At 71.4% G+C, this 15,633-nt stretch carries 11 protein-coding genes; 4 read left to right on the top strand and 7 right to left on the bottom strand.

Annotated elements, in window-relative coordinates; translation table 11 throughout:
* Position 1: 1 nt before the first annotated feature.
* Together ACWD12_RS11175 and ACWD12_RS11170 are read right to left on the bottom strand one after the other, a co-directional pair.
* Positions 2-979 carry an ABC transporter permease gene (locus ACWD12_RS11175; RefSeq protein WP_450099382.1) on the bottom strand — a complete coding sequence of 326 codons (978 nt, stop codon included), beginning with the start codon at positions 977-979 and terminating at the stop codon, positions 2-4.
* A gap of 240 nt (positions 980-1,219) precedes the next feature.
* A complete protein-coding gene (locus ACWD12_RS11170) occupies positions 1,220-3,886 on the bottom strand; it encodes a protein kinase domain-containing protein (protein ID WP_450099293.1) in 2,667 nt (888 codons plus the stop codon).
* A gap of 724 nt (positions 3,887-4,610) precedes the next feature.
* Between ACWD12_RS11170 and gyrB the strand changes: the two genes are divergently transcribed.
* Positions 4,611-6,704 (top strand): DNA topoisomerase (ATP-hydrolyzing) subunit B, encoded by a 2,094-nt coding sequence (gene gyrB, locus ACWD12_RS11165; protein WP_450099292.1) that lies wholly within the window; start codon positions 4,611-4,613, stop codon positions 6,702-6,704.
* A 189-nt stretch (positions 6,705-6,893) separates the two neighbouring features.
* Here the strand turns inward: gyrB and ACWD12_RS11160 are convergent, their stop codons facing one another.
* Positions 6,894-8,417: an MFS transporter gene (locus ACWD12_RS11160; RefSeq protein ID WP_358347780.1), complete on the bottom strand. Its 1,524-nt coding sequence runs from the start codon at positions 8,415-8,417 to the stop codon at positions 6,894-6,896.
* 140 nt (positions 8,418-8,557) lie between these two features.
* On the opposite strand from ACWD12_RS11160, the gene ACWD12_RS11155 reads away from it, so the two are divergent.
* On the top strand, positions 8,558-9,226 hold the full coding sequence (locus ACWD12_RS11155) for a TetR/AcrR family transcriptional regulator (RefSeq protein WP_450099291.1): 669 nt from the start codon (positions 8,558-8,560) through the stop codon (positions 9,224-9,226).
* 106 nt (positions 9,227-9,332) lie between these two features.
* On the opposite strand, the gene ACWD12_RS11150 is transcribed toward ACWD12_RS11155, so the two are convergent.
* Both ACWD12_RS11150 and ACWD12_RS11145 read right to left on the bottom strand, forming a co-directional pair.
* The gene (locus tag ACWD12_RS11150; protein ID WP_450099290.1) at positions 9,333-10,049 is read right to left on the bottom strand and encodes a DUF305 domain-containing protein; all 717 of its coding nucleotides are present in this window, start codon (positions 10,047-10,049) and stop codon (positions 9,333-9,335) included.
* Between the two features lie 116 nt (positions 10,050-10,165).
* Complete coding sequence (locus ACWD12_RS11145) at positions 10,166-10,576, bottom strand: hypothetical protein (RefSeq protein ID WP_450099289.1); 411 nt, start codon at positions 10,574-10,576, stop codon at positions 10,166-10,168.
* 427 nt (positions 10,577-11,003) lie between these two features.
* Here ACWD12_RS11145 and ACWD12_RS11140 point away from each other — a divergent pair, with 427 nt between their 5' ends.
* Positions 11,004-12,716, top strand: a complete 1,713-nt coding sequence (locus ACWD12_RS11140) for a class I adenylate-forming enzyme family protein (protein ID WP_450099288.1) — start codon at positions 11,004-11,006, stop codon at positions 12,714-12,716.
* A 67-nt stretch (positions 12,717-12,783) separates the two neighbouring features.
* Here ACWD12_RS11140 and ACWD12_RS11135 read toward each other — a convergent pair whose 3' ends face one another.
* Complete coding sequence (locus ACWD12_RS11135; protein WP_358347771.1) at positions 12,784-13,614, bottom strand: MgtC/SapB family protein; 831 nt, start codon at positions 13,612-13,614, stop codon at positions 12,784-12,786.
* A 77-nt stretch (positions 13,615-13,691) separates the two neighbouring features.
* Here ACWD12_RS11135 and ACWD12_RS11130 point away from each other — a divergent pair, with 77 nt between their 5' ends.
* Positions 13,692-14,438, top strand: a complete 747-nt coding sequence (locus tag ACWD12_RS11130; RefSeq protein WP_450099287.1) for an HAD family hydrolase — start codon at positions 13,692-13,694, stop codon at positions 14,436-14,438.
* 126 nt (positions 14,439-14,564) lie between these two features.
* Here ACWD12_RS11130 and dapD read toward each other — a convergent pair whose 3' ends face one another.
* Positions 14,565-15,557 carry a 2,3,4,5-tetrahydropyridine-2,6-dicarboxylate N-succinyltransferase gene (gene dapD / locus ACWD12_RS11125; protein ID WP_450099286.1) on the bottom strand — a complete coding sequence of 331 codons (993 nt, stop codon included), beginning with the start codon at positions 15,555-15,557 and terminating at the stop codon, positions 14,565-14,567.
* Between the last annotated feature and the right edge of the window lie 76 nt (positions 15,558-15,633).

Genomic DNA, 15,633 nt, shown 5'->3' with positions numbered 1-15,633 from the left:
GTCAGGCCTCCTGTCGGATGCGCGGATCGAGGACCACGTAGCAGAGGTCCACGATGAGGTTGGCGAACAGCACCATGAGGGTGATGATCAGGAAGATCCCCTGCATCAGCGGGTAGTCGTTGTTGAGCACCGCGTTGAAGAGCAGGAACCCGATGCCGGGGTACGAGAAGACGGTCTCGGTGACGATCGACCCGCTCACGATGAAGCCGAGCGACATCGCGAAGCCGGAGATGTTCGGCAGGAGGGCGTTGCGGGCCGCGTACGCGAGCATCACGCGCCGGGTGCGCAGCCCCTTGGCCTCCGCGACCAGGACGTAGTCTTCCGAGATGGTCGTCAGCATCATGTTGCGCATGCCGAGCAGCCATCCGGCGACGGAGCTGACGATGATCGTGAAGGCCGGGAGCACCGAGTGGCTGAGCGCGCTGGAGATGAACTCCGCGCTCCAGCCCACCTGGAGCTCGGGCCGGTAGCCGCCGGTGATCGGGAACATCCCCATCTCGACGCCGAGGACGCTGAGTGCGACCAGGGCGATCCAGAAGTACGGGACAGCGGACAGGAACGTTGTGAGCGGCAGCAGCGCGTCCAGCCGCGAGCCGCGCTTCCAGGCGGCGAGGACGCCGAGGAAGGTGCCCAGCACGAAGCTGATCAGCGTCGCGACGCCGATGAGGATGACGGTCCACCACACCCCCTGGCCGATCACCTCGCTGACGTCGCCGGGGAAGTACGAGACGGAGACGCCGAGATCGCCAGAGAGCAGGTCCTTCCAATAGGTCCCGTACTGGGACAGCAGACTTGCGTCGCTCACCCCCAACTGGGCTTTCACGGCGTCGATTTGCTCTTGGGACACCGAGCCCTGGAAACGGGAGAGGACGGTGTTCTCGGGACTCCCCGGCATGAGCCGGGGAATGAGGAAGTTCATCGTGATCGCCGCCCACGCGGTCACCGCGTAGAAGCCGATACGTCGGAACAGGAAGCGCACCTGGGTCACCACCGACCTTGGGTTCACGGGCCTGCCGGACTCCGGTGCGCAGACTGTACGACTGTTACTTAGCGATAGGTAGGTTTGTGATGCGACCGTGACACGAACGATCACCGGACGCATTCCGGCCCCGGTGAACAGTTGTTCACCGGGGCCGAAGCGACCTGCGCCGATGGCGCTGTGATCATGAACTCGCGGAGATAACCGGTCAGTTGCCTACCGGGCTTTGTGGGACGGCACTCAATTGCCGCGCGCGGTACGCGGCGCCCCGCCGGTGGCCGCGTCCATCACGTACAGGTGCCGGTCCGTGCTGCCGACGAAGACCAGTCCGTCCGCCACGATCGGCGAGGTGACGCGTCCGCCGGTCTGGAACTTCCAGCGCGGCTCACCGCTCGTGCCGACCGCCACGATCGAGTGGTCGCTGCTGCCCGCGAACACCGTGTCGCCCGCGACGACCGGCGAGGTCACCCAGCCGTCGGTGTTGTAACGCCACACGCACCGCTGGGTGTTGACGTCGATCGCGTACAGCCCGCCGTCGCCGCTGCCGAAGAACGACATGCCGGCCGCGGCCGCGGGCTGGGCGACCGGACCGTTGGCGGCGAACCATCCGCGCAGTGTCCCGGCCGCGGCGTCCAGCAGGTAGAGGTAGTGGTCGGTGCTGCCGATGTGCACGATGCCGCCCGACACGGTCGGCGCCGACACCCAGCCGCCGGTCTGGTAGCGCCAGCGGGCCCAGCCGGTCGCGGCGTCCACGGCGTAGACGCAGCGGTCGCTGCTGCCGAAGTAGACCGTGCCGTCGACCACCGTCGGCGACGTCGCCCAGCCGCTGGTCTGGTGCCGCCAGCGGCACCGGCCGGTCGCGGCCTCGACGGCGTACACGGCGTTGTCGCTGCTGCCGAAGTAGACCGTGCCGTTCGCGACGACCGGTGCGGCCACCACCTCGCCGCCCGTCGGGAAGCTCCACCGCCACTGACGGCTCGTCAACTCCAGGGCGTACAGGTGGTTGTCCTGGCTGCTGAGGTACATCATGTCGCCCTCGACCGCGGGCGGATGCGACCAACCGCTGCTGTCGAACCGCCATTCCCGCGTGGCCAGGTGCAGCGTGTGCAGGCCGTTGTCCTTGCTGTGCACGTGCACGCGCGAGGTACGCGCACCGCCCGCCCGCACCGGCGGTGCCACGATCTCCGCCGTCGCGGCGAACCGCCACGGCTGGGACGTCGGGGCCTCCATGGGCCCGGTCGGCGTGCGCGGGGTCGGCGGGTGCTGGCGCGGCGCGTCGTCCGCACCGGCGACGTACGTCGGTGCGGCGGGCGGCGGCCCCTTGCGGAAGGCCAGTTCGGTCGGCAGCGCCGCCACCGGCGACCCCGACGGGGCCGAACCCCCGGCCCCGTGCTGCTGGTTCGCGGGAGGCTGGGGCTGCGGTCGGCCGGACTGGTCGTACGGTGACCCCTGGCCCGGGTACTGCCGATCCTGCTGCTGCCCGCCCGGGCCCGACTGGCCGGGTGGCGGGCCGTACGGCGGCGGCTGCCCGTGCGGCTGGGGCTGCCCCTGCGGTTGCCCGTGGGGCTGTCCCTGCTGCTGGGGACGCGGCTGCGGTGGCGGGAACGACGAGCCGCCGCCCGGGTTCTGCGGGCGCGGCACCGGCGGCGGACCGACGGGCGGTCGCGGCGGGGACTGCTGCCCGTGCGCGGCCTGTCCGCCGTGCTGCGCATGCTGCTCGTGCCGGCCGTGCTGGGCCGCGTGCGGCTGCGGTTGGGGCTGGTGCCCGTGCTGCTGCCCGGGCCCCTGCGGGCCGTCCGGCGTGGTCGGCGCCGGGCCCGGCCGGTCGGCTGCGTGGTCGGAGCGGCGCCCGCCGTCGTCGCGCGGCGGCGGCTCCTCGCGCACCTGGGCCGGGAGCTTGCCCCAGTCGTCGTCGCTGATCCGGCCCGGGGCTTCCTCGTCCGGCACGTCCGGGGCCGGCTGCGGCTCGGGGACCGGCGGGGTGCGCGCGCCGGCCGGGCGGTACTGCCGCTCGAACCGCTCCACCATCGCGGCGGCGGCCTCGGGCAGTCGGCTGTCCCCGGTGTAGCCGCTCTCCGAGTCGAGCAGCGGAGCCACCGAGGTCAGGAGCGCGGTCGGCGAGGGGCGGTGTTCGGGGGAGCGCTGCATGCACGAGTTGATGAGGTCGTGCAACTCGTCCGGCAGCCCCGTCAGGTCGGCGGAGCCCGTCACCAGGCGCAGCAGCGCCTCGGCGGGCTTGCGGTCCGGGTAGGGGGAGTGCGCGGTCGCCGCGTACACCAGGGTCGCGCCGAGCGAAAACATGTCGCTGGCCGGCGTGATGTCGCGTACGCCCTGGGCTTGTTCGGGCGACATGTAGGCGGGGGTGCCGACGGCAACGCCGGTCATCGTCAGCGAGCCGAAGTCGGCCGCGCGCGAGATGCCGAAGTCGATCACCTTGGGGCCGTCGCTGGCCACCAGCACGTTGGACGGCTTGAGGTCGCGGTGCACCAGGCCGGCCGCGTGCACCGACTCCAGCGCCTCGGCGATGCCGGCCGCCAGCCAGCGCACCGCGCTCGCCGGGAGCGGACCGCACGAGCGGACCAGGGTCTCCAACGAGGGGGCCGGGACGTACGCGGTCGCGAGCCACGGCACGGCGGCGTCCGGGTCGGCGTTGACGACGGCGGCGGTGAACACGCCGCTCACCCGTCGGGCCGCGGCCACCTCCTGCGCGAAGCGCGCCCGGAAGCCGGGGTCGCCGCCCAGTTCGGAGCGGATCGTCTTGATTGCGACCAGCCGGCCGAACGGTGAACGGCCCAGGTAGATCCGGCCCATGCCGCCCGCCCCCAGGCGGCCGAGAACCGTGTAGGGCCCGATGCGGGTCGGGTCGCCTTTGGCCAGAGGTTCACCCGGCCACTCGTGTTCCGCCACAATCCCCCCGAATTCTCCCCCACCACCGCCCATCATCCCCGCCGGTTCCTCGCTGCGACAGACCTGGCGTCGGCCCGTGCGGCCGACGTGAGCGCAGCCACCCGGGGACGCAGATCGCCGCGTCCGGAATCCCCCTGCTGCCTGAGGCAGAGTACCGGCCCGGGGACGCGCGCGCCCACGGTGTTCCCCCTCCGCGGCAGGTGTCGCGGAACCTTCACAGCGTTGAGACGCGTGCGGGATGAACCGGGTTCCACGATGCCGCGGTCCGCTCACGAGTCGAGGGAGCACCCTCATTCCACGGGCCGTCCGTCGGACGGGTGTTCGCCGCTCGGGCCGCGAGCGGACCTGAAGCGGCACGACACGCGTGCGGGGAGAGCCGCCCGAAGAAAGTGCCGGTAGTGCTCCGCGGCAGGGCATCGGGAAAGTCGCTGTGTGGCCCGCCAGGGCATTTTTCGGGGTTCATGCATAGGGGGGATCAACCATGGGGGAGAACGGCGATCCTGGAGGTATTCAGTCCTCCTCCTGACCCGAAGGCAAGGGGCATCTTCGGTATCCTGGAAGGAGTTTCGGCGGCCACTGGTCCCGACCCCTGAGGCCTCGGGGGTCCTCTTTGTGTTGTCTGTGTGTTGCCCGTGTGCTGCCGCATCACTTTCCCGCCAGTTGTCCGGCCGCTCCCGCACCGAGGTGCCGGAGTGCGGTCCGCCATGCCCGAAAGAGAGCATCTGTGACCACTTACGGCACTCGCACCGACAGCGACACCGATCCCGATGCCGGCGCTGACATCGGCACGGGCATCGCCACCGACGCCCTTGGATCCGAGCGGACCGGCCGTGCCGGGTCAGCGGCCTACGACGCCAACGCGATCACCGTCCTGGACGGACTCCGCGCCGTACGCAAGCGGCCCGGGATGTTCATCGGTTCCACGGGCGAGCGGGGACTGCACCATCTCGTGCAGGAACTCGTGGACAACTCCGTGGACGAGGCGCTGGCCGGGGTGGCCGACCGGATCGACGTGACCGTCCTGGCCGACGGCGGGGTACGGGTGGTCGACAACGGCCGCGGCATCCCGGTCGGCATGCACCCGGTGGAGAAACGGCCGGCCGTCGAGGTCGTACTGACCGTCCTGCACGCGGGCGGGAAGTTCGGCGGCGGGGGCTATGCGGTCTCCGGCGGTTTGCACGGCGTGGGCCTGTCGGTGGTCAACGCCCTGTCGACCCGGTTGTCGGCGGAGATCCGGACCGACGGCCACCGGTGGACGCAGGACTACAAGGACGGCACCCCCGTCGCCCCGCTCGCCCGTCGCGAAGCCACCTCCCGCACGGGCACGTCGCTGACCTTCTGGGCGGACCCGGCGATCTTCGAGACCACCAACTACTCCTTCGAGACGCTGGCCCGACGCTTCCAGGAGATGGCGTTCCTCAACCGGGGGCTCACCCTGACCCTGACCGATGAGCGGCCCTCCGCGCGTGCCACGTCCGCGGCCGACCGGGTCGGCTGGGCCACCGCCGGGGAGCAGCCGGCGCGGACGGTCTCGTACCGCTATGACGGCGGCATCACCGACTTCGTCGCCCACCTCAACGCGCGCAAGGGCGAGTTGGTGCACCCCTCGGTGATCTCCTTCGGCGCCGAGGCGGCCGGGCGGCTGCTGTCGGTCGAGGTCGCGTTGCAGTGGAACAGCCAGTACGCCGACAGCGTCTACTCGTACGCCAACGCCATCCACACGCACGAGGGCGGCACACACGAGGAGGGCTTCCGCACGGCGCTGACCAACGTCGTCAACCGCTACGCGCGGGAGCGGAAGCTGCTGCGGGACAAGGACGCCAACCTCGCCGGCGAGGACATCCGCGAGGGCCTGGCCGCGATCATCTCGGTCAAGCTCGGCGAGCCGCAGTTCGAGGGCCAGACCAAGACCAAGCTCGGCAACACCGAGGCCCGGACCTTCGTGCACAAGGTCGTGCACGAGCACCTGGCCGACTGGTTCGACCGCAATCCGAACGAGGCCGCCGACATCGTCCGCAAGGCCGTCCAGGCTGCCACGGCCCGGGTCGCGGCCCGCAAGGTGCGCGACCTGACCCGTCGGAAGGGCCTGCTGGAGTCCGCGGCGCTGCCGGGCAAGCTCGCCGACTGCCAGTCGAACGACCCCGCGCGGTCGGAGATCTTCATCGTCGAGGGCGACTCCGCGGGCGGCTCGGCGAAGTCCGGCCGCAACCCGCGGTACCAGGCGATCCTGCCGATCCGCGGCAAGATCCTCAACGTCGAGAAGGCCAGGATCGACAAGATCCTCCACAACCAGGAGATCCAGGCGATCATCTCCGCGCTCGGCGCGGGCGTGCACGAGGACTTCGACATCGCCCGGCTGCGCTATGACAAGATCATCTTGATGGCGGACGCCGACGTCGACGGCCAGCACATCAACACCCTGCTGCTGACCTTCCTCTTCCGCTTCATGCGGCCGCTGGTCGAGGGAGGCCACGTCTACCTCTCCCGCCCGCCGCTCTACAAGATCAAGTGGGGCCGGGAGCACGTCGAATACGCCTACTCCGACCGCGAGCGCACGATGCTCGTCGAACGGGGCCGGCAGGCCGGGCGCCGCGTGACCGACGACTCCGTCCAGCGCTTCAAGGGCCTGGGCGAGATGAACGCCGAGGAACTGCGCGTGACCACGATGGACGTGGACCACCGGGTCCTGGGCCGGGTCACCCTCGACGACGCGGCCGTCGCCGACGACCTGTTCTCCGTCCTGATGGGCGAGGACGTCGAAGCACGCCGCCACTTCATCCAGCGCAATGCCAAGGACGTCCGCTTCCTCGACATCTGACCTGCCGTCACCGGGCGGCCCGTTCCCGAGCCCCCGCCCGGGAACGACGAAGGGCCGGGTGGCGGAAGATCCACCACCCGGCCCGGGCATCCGGTCGGCCACCCGAGGCCGCGCGCCGGGTACCGTGCGCGGCCGGACGGCCGGTGCCTTGCCGTCAACTGCCGTCGACCGCCGTCAACTCCCGTCGACTCAGTGGGTCACGGCACTCGGGTCCACGACGACGTCCTCGCGGCGGATGCGCACGAGGGCGAAGGCGATCAGCGCCGACGCGAACAACATGATCGACGCGGCCAGGATCGCGGCGGTCCAGCCCGCCGTCATGGCGTGCGCCTGCACCGCGGGGGTGACCTCGCCGGCCTTGGACACCTGGTCCTTGAGGTCGTCCTTGAGCGCCTGCGTGGAGATGGTCGCCAGGACCGCGAGGCCGATCGTGCCGCCGATCTGCTGCGTCACGTTCAGCACCGCAGAGCCGATGCCGGCGTCCTCGGGCGCGATGCCCGCGGTCGCCGTCGTCATGATCGACACGAACACCGCGCCCATGCCCATGCCCATCAGGAGCACGCCCGGGAGGATGCCGGTCCAGTACGTCGAGTCCGTCTCCAGGAACGACAGCCACAGCAGGCCGATGCCCGCGATGAGCGGTCCGACGATCAGGAACGGGCGCGGACCCTTGGTGGTGATCAGGCGCGACGTGATCTGCGCGGACGTTATGACGCCGACGGTCAGCGGCAGGTACGCGGTACCCGCGAGCACCGGCGACAGGTCGAGCAGCGAGTCCTCCTGCATGAACAGCGTCAGGAAGAAGAAGGTGCTCATCATGCCCGCGCCCGCGAGCATCATCACCAGGTAGCCGCCGGTCCGCGTCTTGTTGAGGAACAGCCGCAGCGGCAGCAGCGGTTCGCGGGTGCGCAGTTCGATCGCGAGGAACCCCGCGATGAACACGGCGGCCAGGACGAAGGCGGTGAGCGTCACCGAGTCGGTCCAGCTCTTTTCGGCGGCCCGGATGAAGCCGTACACCAGGGCCGACACACCCACCGTCGAGGTGACCGCGCCGGGGATGTCGAAGCGGCCCAGCCCGCGGCCGGAGTCGACGACGACGTCCGCCGGGAACACGCGCGGGATGGCCAGGGCGAGCGCCACGCCGATCGGCACGTTGACGAACATGACCCAGCGCCAGTTGGCGTACTCGGTCAGGAAGCCGCCGGCCAGCAGGCCGACCGCGGCGCCCATGCCGGACACGGCCGCGTACACGCCGAGCGCCTTGTTGCGTTCGGCGCCTTCCTTGAACGTGGTGGTGACCAGCGACAGCACCGCCGGCGCGGTCATCGCGCCGCCGACGCCCTGGAGGGCGCGGGCCGCCAGCAGCGTCGCCTCGTTCTGCGCGAAGCCGCCGAGGAGACTGGCCAGCGTGAAGACCAGCAGGCCGTAGATGAAGATCTTGCGACGGCCGACCAGGTCGCCGAGCCGCCCGCCGAGCAGCAGCAGGCCGCCGAACGTGAGCGTGTAGGCGTTCATCACCCAGGTCAGCGAGGCCTCGGAGAAGCCGAGCGCCTCTCGGATGTCCGGAAGGGCGATGTTCACGATCGTGGCGTCGAGCACGATCATGAGCTGCGCACCCGCAAGGACGGCCAACGCGAGGCCCGGATGTACCTTCCGGCCCGGCGCTGCGGGGGATGCCGTGGTGGCGGCCACCTCTGGGGGTGCCGTTGACATGCTGCTACCTCACAGGATTCCGGTGTTCAGGTGGTTCAGGGTGTCGGAATTAGAGGACGGTTCCGTACTTTCAACACAGTAGGCAACGCACTTAGAGAACGCAAACGTTTTCTGTACGATGGAATCCGGAGGGCAGACGGATGACCGAAGTACAGGCTGTGCCGGCCGACGTTCGTGTGGACGTACCGAAGGGCGCGATCCACGACGTCGCCGCCGGGGTCGGCTGCGACCACCGCCGCTTCCCGCGTCGGCGCGGTCAGGTGCTGGCACGTGCAATCAGCGTGGCGGTGGTCGAGGAACTGGCCGAACGCGGCTACGACGCCTTGACGTTCGAGGGCGTCGCCGCCCGGGCCGGGACCGGCAAGTCGACGCTGTACCGCCGGTGGGCGGACAAGCCGTCGATGATCGTGGACTGCCTCGCGGACGCGCTTCCGTCGCCGGAGAAGCACGAGCTCGTCGGGGATCTGCGCGAGGACCTGCTCAGCGTCATGTACTCGTACGCGGTCGGCTGCACCGGTCCGTTGGGCATCGCACTCCGCGCGGTCTGCGGCGGCGCGAGCGGATGCGTCGAGCTGAAGCGCCTCTGGAAGGAGCGCGCCGTCGACCCGGCCATCGGCCTCCTGCGTCAGGTCGTCCAGGGCGCGATCGAGCGCGGCGAGGCGCGGGCGGGGGCCGACGCCTACGAGTGCCTGATCGCCGGACCGGCCATGATCGGGCAGCTCTACATGGCCAACGACACCGCGCCCACGCGCGAGGACGTCACGCGCATGGTCGACAACGTGCTGATCCCGATGCTGGAACCGCGCTGAGACGTTTCCTCAGGCCGCCTCCGCAGGGCGGCGGCATCGGCGGCTGTCGTGTGAGGTTGGGGGCGGTCCGGCACGTGTTGCGTACCGGACCGCCCCTGCTGTCCCGTCAGTGGTGTCCGCCGGTCGCGGCCGCCGGGGCGGAAGCCGGTGACGAGGCCGGGCCGGACGTGCCGCCGGAGGCGCTATCCGGCGCCCCCGGACGCGCGGTCAGCAGCCGCTGCATCTCCTGGACCTCCGCCGCCTGCGACGACTTGATCGCCTCCGCCAGCTTGCGGGCCTCCGGGTTCACGCCCTTGGCCAACTCCTCCTCGGCCATCGCGATCGCGCCGTTGTGGTGCACGATCATCATCTCCAGGAACTGCCGGTCGAGTTCGGCGCCGGCCGCGGCGCGGAACCGGTCCATGTCGGAGTCCGACATCATGCCGTCACCGCCGGACCCGTGGTCCATGCCGCCGGACGCGTCGGCCGGTTTGCCCCATGCGGCGAGCCAGCCCTTCATGAGCGCGATCTCGGGGGCCTGCGCCGCCTCGATCGCGGTCGCCAGGCGGCGTACGTCGGCGTCGGCCGTCTTGGCGAGCACGACCTTCGCCATCTCCAAGGCCTGCTCGTGGTGCGGGATCATCATCTGCGCGAACATCACGTCGGCGTCGTTGAACCCGCCCTGGGACACGCCCGGCGCGGCCGCGGGGGCGGAACCCGAGCCCGAGCCGCCCTTGGCGTGGTCCATACCGTCCGTGTCGTCGCCTCCGCAGGCGACCAGGACGAGGGCGCCCGAGAGGGCGATCGCGGACAGTGACAGGGTGCGCGTGGTACGGCGCTTCATACCTATATCTCCCGAAACTCTTCGGTGTTCGCCGCGCCGCGGATCAACTGCCGCACGCGCGGTGGCGGACAGGCCGGTACGTGGGCGGGCGTGCTCGCCCGCCGACGCGCGTCGGCCTATATCCGCAGCACCGCGAGTCGGGAGGGGTCGGGAGGGCTCGGCGGCGGCAGCCCCGAGACGAGGCGGCCCCAGGCGCAGCGCGCGGACCGTACGTGCTCGCGCGCCCGGCGGCGTACCGCGAACCACGTGACGGCCAGTACGAACGCGGCCAGGGCGACGGCAAGGCACAGCGACATCGGATCCGTGCCGCCGCCGTGCCGCGCGGGCATGTCGTGTTCGGGGCTGTCGAAGCTCGTACCGGGGGAGGGGCAGTGCCCGTCAGGACAGACCGCCGTACTCGGGTGCGTCGCCTCGGCGCCGGAAGCGGCCCGCGCCTCCGGCGGATGCCCGATCGTGTGCATCCCGGTGGTACCGAGCAGGATCAGCGCGAAGAGGAGGAGACGGCACAGCGTCGACGCAATGCGCATCCGCCCGCTCCCTCCTCGAACTCCCGCGTGGCATGACCTGAGCCGCCCGATCACCCGACGTAGCCTACCGGGGCAGGGTATGCCAACGCCGCTGAGCCGCTGCCGCTGAGCCGCTGAGCCGCTGAGAATCGAGCCATGCTGGATGCCCTCGAAATCGTTCGGGCTACGGCGGCGCGGGTGTCGCGGCGGCCTCCGGGTGCGCGTCGGGGGCGGCGTGGGGTGAGGCGGTTGATCTGACGATGCGTCAGGCGGGACTTGGGCGGGGGCCGCTCGGCGGGGCGGCAAATGGGGGTGACTGCGGGGGCGCGTACGCGGTCTCCGGGGATGCAACACGTGCCAACCTGCGGGGATGCGGCCGGGTCGGTGTGGCCTGTTCGCACACCGCGACCACTTGACTGACTCGGTCAAGCATTCCTAGGGTCCGCATATGGCGATCTCCACCCCCGGTTCCGTTCCCGCACCGGCGTCCTCCGCATCCGGCTCGGCCGCCGACCCGATGGCCGCGCTGACCGCTCCCGGTTCCCCCTTTGAACTGGCCGAGGAGGACGTCCTCGGCGTCACCATGCGGGTGCTCGCGCACCGGCGGCGGTCGCTCGCGTCCTTCGTCGCCGACTCGGCGGCCTTCGGCGACCGCGAGTACCTCGTGCACGACGACGGGACCCGGTGGACGTACGCCGAGCACGCGCGAGCGGTGGCCTCCGTCGCCTGCGCACTGCGCGAGCGCTACGGCGTCGGACCCGGCGACCGGGTGGCGCTCCTGTCCAACAACCGCCCCGAATGGCTCGTCACCTTCTGGGCCACGGTGTCCCTCGGCGCCGTCGCCGTCGGCATGAACGGCTGGTGGGCGGGCGACGAGATCCGCTACGGCCTCGCCGACTGCGAGCCGAAGGTGCTCGTCGCCGACCGGCGCCGGCTCGAGCGCCTGCCGGAACCGCCGGTGCCCGTCGTCGAGATGGAGAGCGGGTTCGCCGACCTGGTCGGCTACGCCCCGGACGCCGAACTCCCGGCCGGCCCCGACGACGAGGACGCCGCCGCGGTCATCCTCTACACCTCCGGCACCACCGGCCGCCCAAAGGGCGCCGTCCTGACCCACCGCAACGTCATCGCCATGCAGAACGTGCAGGCGCTGCTCGCCGCGCGCGGCATCGCCCACCTGCCCGAGGAGCGCCGCGCCGCCGCCGCGCGGCCCGGGCGCTGGCTGGTCAACAGCCCGTTCTTCCACGTGTCGGGGCTGCTCGCCGGTGCCGTGGCGGCGCTCGCCGACGGCCACACGATGGTGCTCTACAGCGGCCGCTTCGACGTGCCCTCGGTGCTCGCCACGATCGAGCGCGAACGCTGCACCAATTGGTCCCTCGTGCCCACCGTCGGCTGGCGGGTCGTGAACCACCCCGACTCCGGCGCGTTCGACCTGTCGTCGGTCACCCGGCTCGGCGGCGGCAGCGCGTCGTTCGCACCTGAGCTGATCACCCGTCTCCAGCAGGTCTTTCCGCACGCCAAGGGTGCGATGGGCGTCGGCTACGGCCTGACCGAGAGCGGGGGCGTGGCCACCTCCGCCGGGGCCGCGCAACTGGAGTCGATGCCGGGCGCGATCGGCGCCGCGGTGCCCACCGTGCAGGTCGAGGTGCACGGCGAGGACGGGCAGCGCCTCGCGGACGGCGAGGAGGGCGAGATCTGGATCCGCAGCCCTCTCGTCATGCTGGAGTACTGGCGCAACGCCGAGGCCACCGCCAAGTCGATCACCCCCGACCGCTGGCTGCGCACCGGTGACCTGGGGTACGCGCGCGACGGCCAGTTCTTCATGGCGACGCGCCGCTCCGACCTGATCCTGCGCGGCGGCGAGAACATCTACCCGGCGGAGATCGAGCACTGCCTCGACGCACACCCGGACGTCGCGGAGTCGGTGGTGGTCGGCGTACCGCACCACGACCTCGGCGAGGAGGCGAAGGCCATCGTGGTGCCCCGCCCGGGGGCGGAGCTGGAGTCGGAGGCGCTGGCCGCGTACGTGCGCGAACGCCTCGCGTACTACAAGGTGCCCACGCACTGGGAGATCCGCACGACCCCGCTGCCGCGTACGCCGACCGGCAAGGTCATCCGGGCGGTCGCCACCGGCGCCAAGGCCGCGGACCTCGTCGAGGAGTAGGCCGGGAGTAGGCAGGGGACGGCGGGGAGCGTCCGCGGCGGCCGGGAGAGTATCCGGGAGTAGCCGGCTACTCGGTCGCGTCCGAGCGCACTCCGAGCGACACCGCGCGCATGTCGTCCAGTTCGGACAGCTCCTCGACCAGCGGATGCGCAGGGCCGGTGCCCTCCAAGCGCAGGAGCACGGCGGTGGCGGCACCGCCGCCGTGCTCCGTCCCGTCGTCCTGGTCGTCTTCCTCGCCGGACCTGCGGTAGCCGCCGCCGGCGTGCTCCGGCTGCCAGTCGGTGCCGCCGGGTTCGGTGCGCACGTCGGTGACCTGGAAACCGTGCTGCGTGCAGATGGCCAGCGCGCGGCCGAGCACGCCGCGCCTCTGGACGTAGCGCAGCCGCAACTCGATTGCGCCGTACGCGGTGTCCGGCAGGATCCGCGCGGTCAGCACCGGCATGCCCCGCAGGATGACGAAGTAGAGGAGCGTCGCCCCGCCCGCGAGCAGCGGCAGGCCGCCGCCGCACGCCATACCGATCGCGCACGCGAACCAGATCGTCGCGGCCGTGGTGAGGCCGCGCACGATGTCGCGCTTGACGAAGATCAGCCCGCCGCCGATGAAGCCGATCCCGGACACGATCTGGGCGGCGACACGCGACGGGTCCAGCGAGACTCCGGGCAGTCCCTCAGTGGCGCCGAAGCCGTGGATCGACACCTCCATGAACAGCGCGCTGCCCACTCCGACAAGGGTGTGGGTCCGCATCCCGGCGCTCTTCTGCCGTGCCTCGCGCTCCCAGCCCAGGAGCGACGTGAGCACCAGCGCGAAGCCCAGCTCCGCGAACTGCCGGGCGCCCTGGCCGTTGTCGATGCCGAACAACGACGGTGTGGCGGCGAACTCGCTGATATAAGGTGCCATTCACACATTTTGCTCATTCACCGTGTTGCGGACGGAGAACCCTCGCCACGGCATCCGGAGGAAACTACGCTGGCGCCGTGGCAGACGGACAAGCGGGGAACGCGGCCGGGCCGGTCCTGGTGCTGTGGGACATCGACCAGACGCTGGTCAAGGCGGGACCCGCGAGCCGGGAGGCGTACGCCGACGCGCTCCTCGCCGTCACCGGGCGACCGCTCACCGAGCGCGTCGACTTCGGCGGGCGGACCGATCTGCACATCGCGCGCGAGACGCTGCGCGCGCACGGGCTGCTGCCGACCGACGACCTGATCACGCGCCTGAACGAGACCTTCGCCGAGATCTTCGCGGCGCGGGCCGACCAGGTGCGGCGCGAGGGCGTTGCGCTGCCGGGTGCGGTGGCGCTGATCGGTGCGCTGGCGGACCTCCCGTACGTGCACCAGAGCGTGCTGACCGGCAATCAGGCGGCAACCGCACCGGTGAAGTTGGCCCTGCTCGGTGCCGCCGCGCGGCACCTGCGGCTCGACATCGGCGCGTACGGCGACGACCACGAGGACCGCGACAAGCTCGTGCCGCTGGCGCTCGGGCGTGCGGCGGCTGCCACCGGCGGCGGGTTCGCCGCCGACCGGACCGTGCTGATCGGCGACACCGTCCGCGACGTCGAGGCCGCGCTGCACAACGGGGCGAGGTGCGTCGCGGTCGCCACCGGGTACACGACGGCGGACGAACTGGCCCGCGCGGGGGCGGACATCGTCCTGGCCGACCTGACCGATGTGGAAGCGGTGCTCGACGTGGTCAGGTCGCTCGGCCGCGCCGAGTCGGCCGCCTGATCCCCGAGTCGCCGTTCGTGAACCGCTGTTCGTGAACCGCCGTTTGCAAACGGCCGGACGGTCCGACACGAGGGGCGGGGTACGGACAAACGCCGTACCCCGCCCCTCGTGCGCGACGGTGTGACCTCAGTCGTTCTTGTGCAGGTCCTCGTTCAGCGCGCCCCACGACTCGGTGCGCCAGATGCCCTCGACCGCGCCGCTCGTCGAGTTGCGGCGGAGCAGCAGGCCGCTGCGGCCGGACAGTTCGGCGGCCTTGACGACTGCGCCGTCGGGCATGGTGACGCGCGTGCCGGCGGTGACGTACAGCCCCGCCTCGACCACGCAGTCGTCGCCCAGCGAGATGCCGATGCCCGCGTTGGCGCCCAGCAGGCACCGCTCGCCGACCGAGATGACCTGCTTGCCGCCGCCGGACAGGGTGCCCATGATCGACGCGCCGCCGCCGATGTCGCTGTGGTCGCCCACCACGACACCCGCGCTGATGCGGCCCTCGACCATCGACGCGCCGAGCGTTCCGGCGTTGAAGTTGCAGAAGCCCTCGTGCATCACGGTGGTGCCGGACGCGAGGTGCGCGCCGAGGCGTACGCGCGTGGTGTCGGCGATGCGGACGCCCGACGGGACGACGTATTCCGTCATGCGCGGGAACTTGTCGACGCCCGCCACCTCGAACGACACCCGGGCGGCACGGGCGCGCAGCCGCGCGGCCGAGACGCCGTCGACCGCGACCGGCCCCAGGTTGGTCCACGCCACGTTGGCGAGCAGGCCGAACAGCCCGTCGAGGCTCGCCCCGTGCGGGCGCACCAGGCGGTGGCTGAGCAGGTGCAGGCGCAGGTACGCGTCGTGGGTGTCGACCGGCGCATCGGTGAGCGAGCCGATCACGGTGCGTACGGCGACGACCTCGACGCCGCGGATCTCGTCGGCACCGAGGCCCGCCGCGACGTCGGCGCCGAGGGCGGCCACCGCCTCGTCGGCGCTCAGCCGCACGGTCTCGGCCTTTTCGCCGACCGGGGCGAGCTCGGGCGCGGGGAACCAGGTGTCCAGGACGGTGCCGTCGGCGGCCAGCGTCGCCAGTCCCGCGGCGACGGCACCCGAAGCGGTGGAAGCAGAAGAGGTCTCGATCACGCGGCCTACGTTACCGGGACCCTCCTGTCGGGGGCCGGAACGCCCGCCAGATGGACGCCGGCCGACCCGCCGCGCG

This window comes from Streptodolium elevatio (assembly GCF_053592165.1).
The sequence above is the reverse complement of the archived record's forward strand: the minus strand, read 5'-3'. Positions and strand labels throughout refer to the sequence as shown.

Excerpts from the sequence above, each read along its gene's own strand:
- ACWD12_RS11160 (WP_358347780.1), bottom strand. The coding sequence starts at position 8,417 with ATGTCAACGGCACCCCCAGAGGTGGCCGCCACCACGGCATCCCCCGCA.
- ACWD12_RS11155 (WP_450099291.1), top strand. The coding sequence starts at position 8,558 with ATGACCGAAGTACAGGCTGTGCCGGCCGACGTTCGTGTGGACGTACCG.
- ACWD12_RS11150 (WP_450099290.1), bottom strand. The coding sequence starts at position 10,049 with ATGAAGCGCCGTACCACGCGCACCCTGTCACTGTCCGCGATCGCCCTC.
- ACWD12_RS11145 (WP_450099289.1), bottom strand. The coding sequence starts at position 10,576 with ATGCGCATTGCGTCGACGCTGTGCCGTCTCCTCCTCTTCGCGCTGATC.
- ACWD12_RS11140 (WP_450099288.1), top strand. The coding sequence starts at position 11,004 with ATGGCGATCTCCACCCCCGGTTCCGTTCCCGCACCGGCGTCCTCCGCA.
- ACWD12_RS11135 (WP_358347771.1), bottom strand. The coding sequence starts at position 13,614 with ATGGCACCTTATATCAGCGAGTTCGCCGCCACACCGTCGTTGTTCGGC.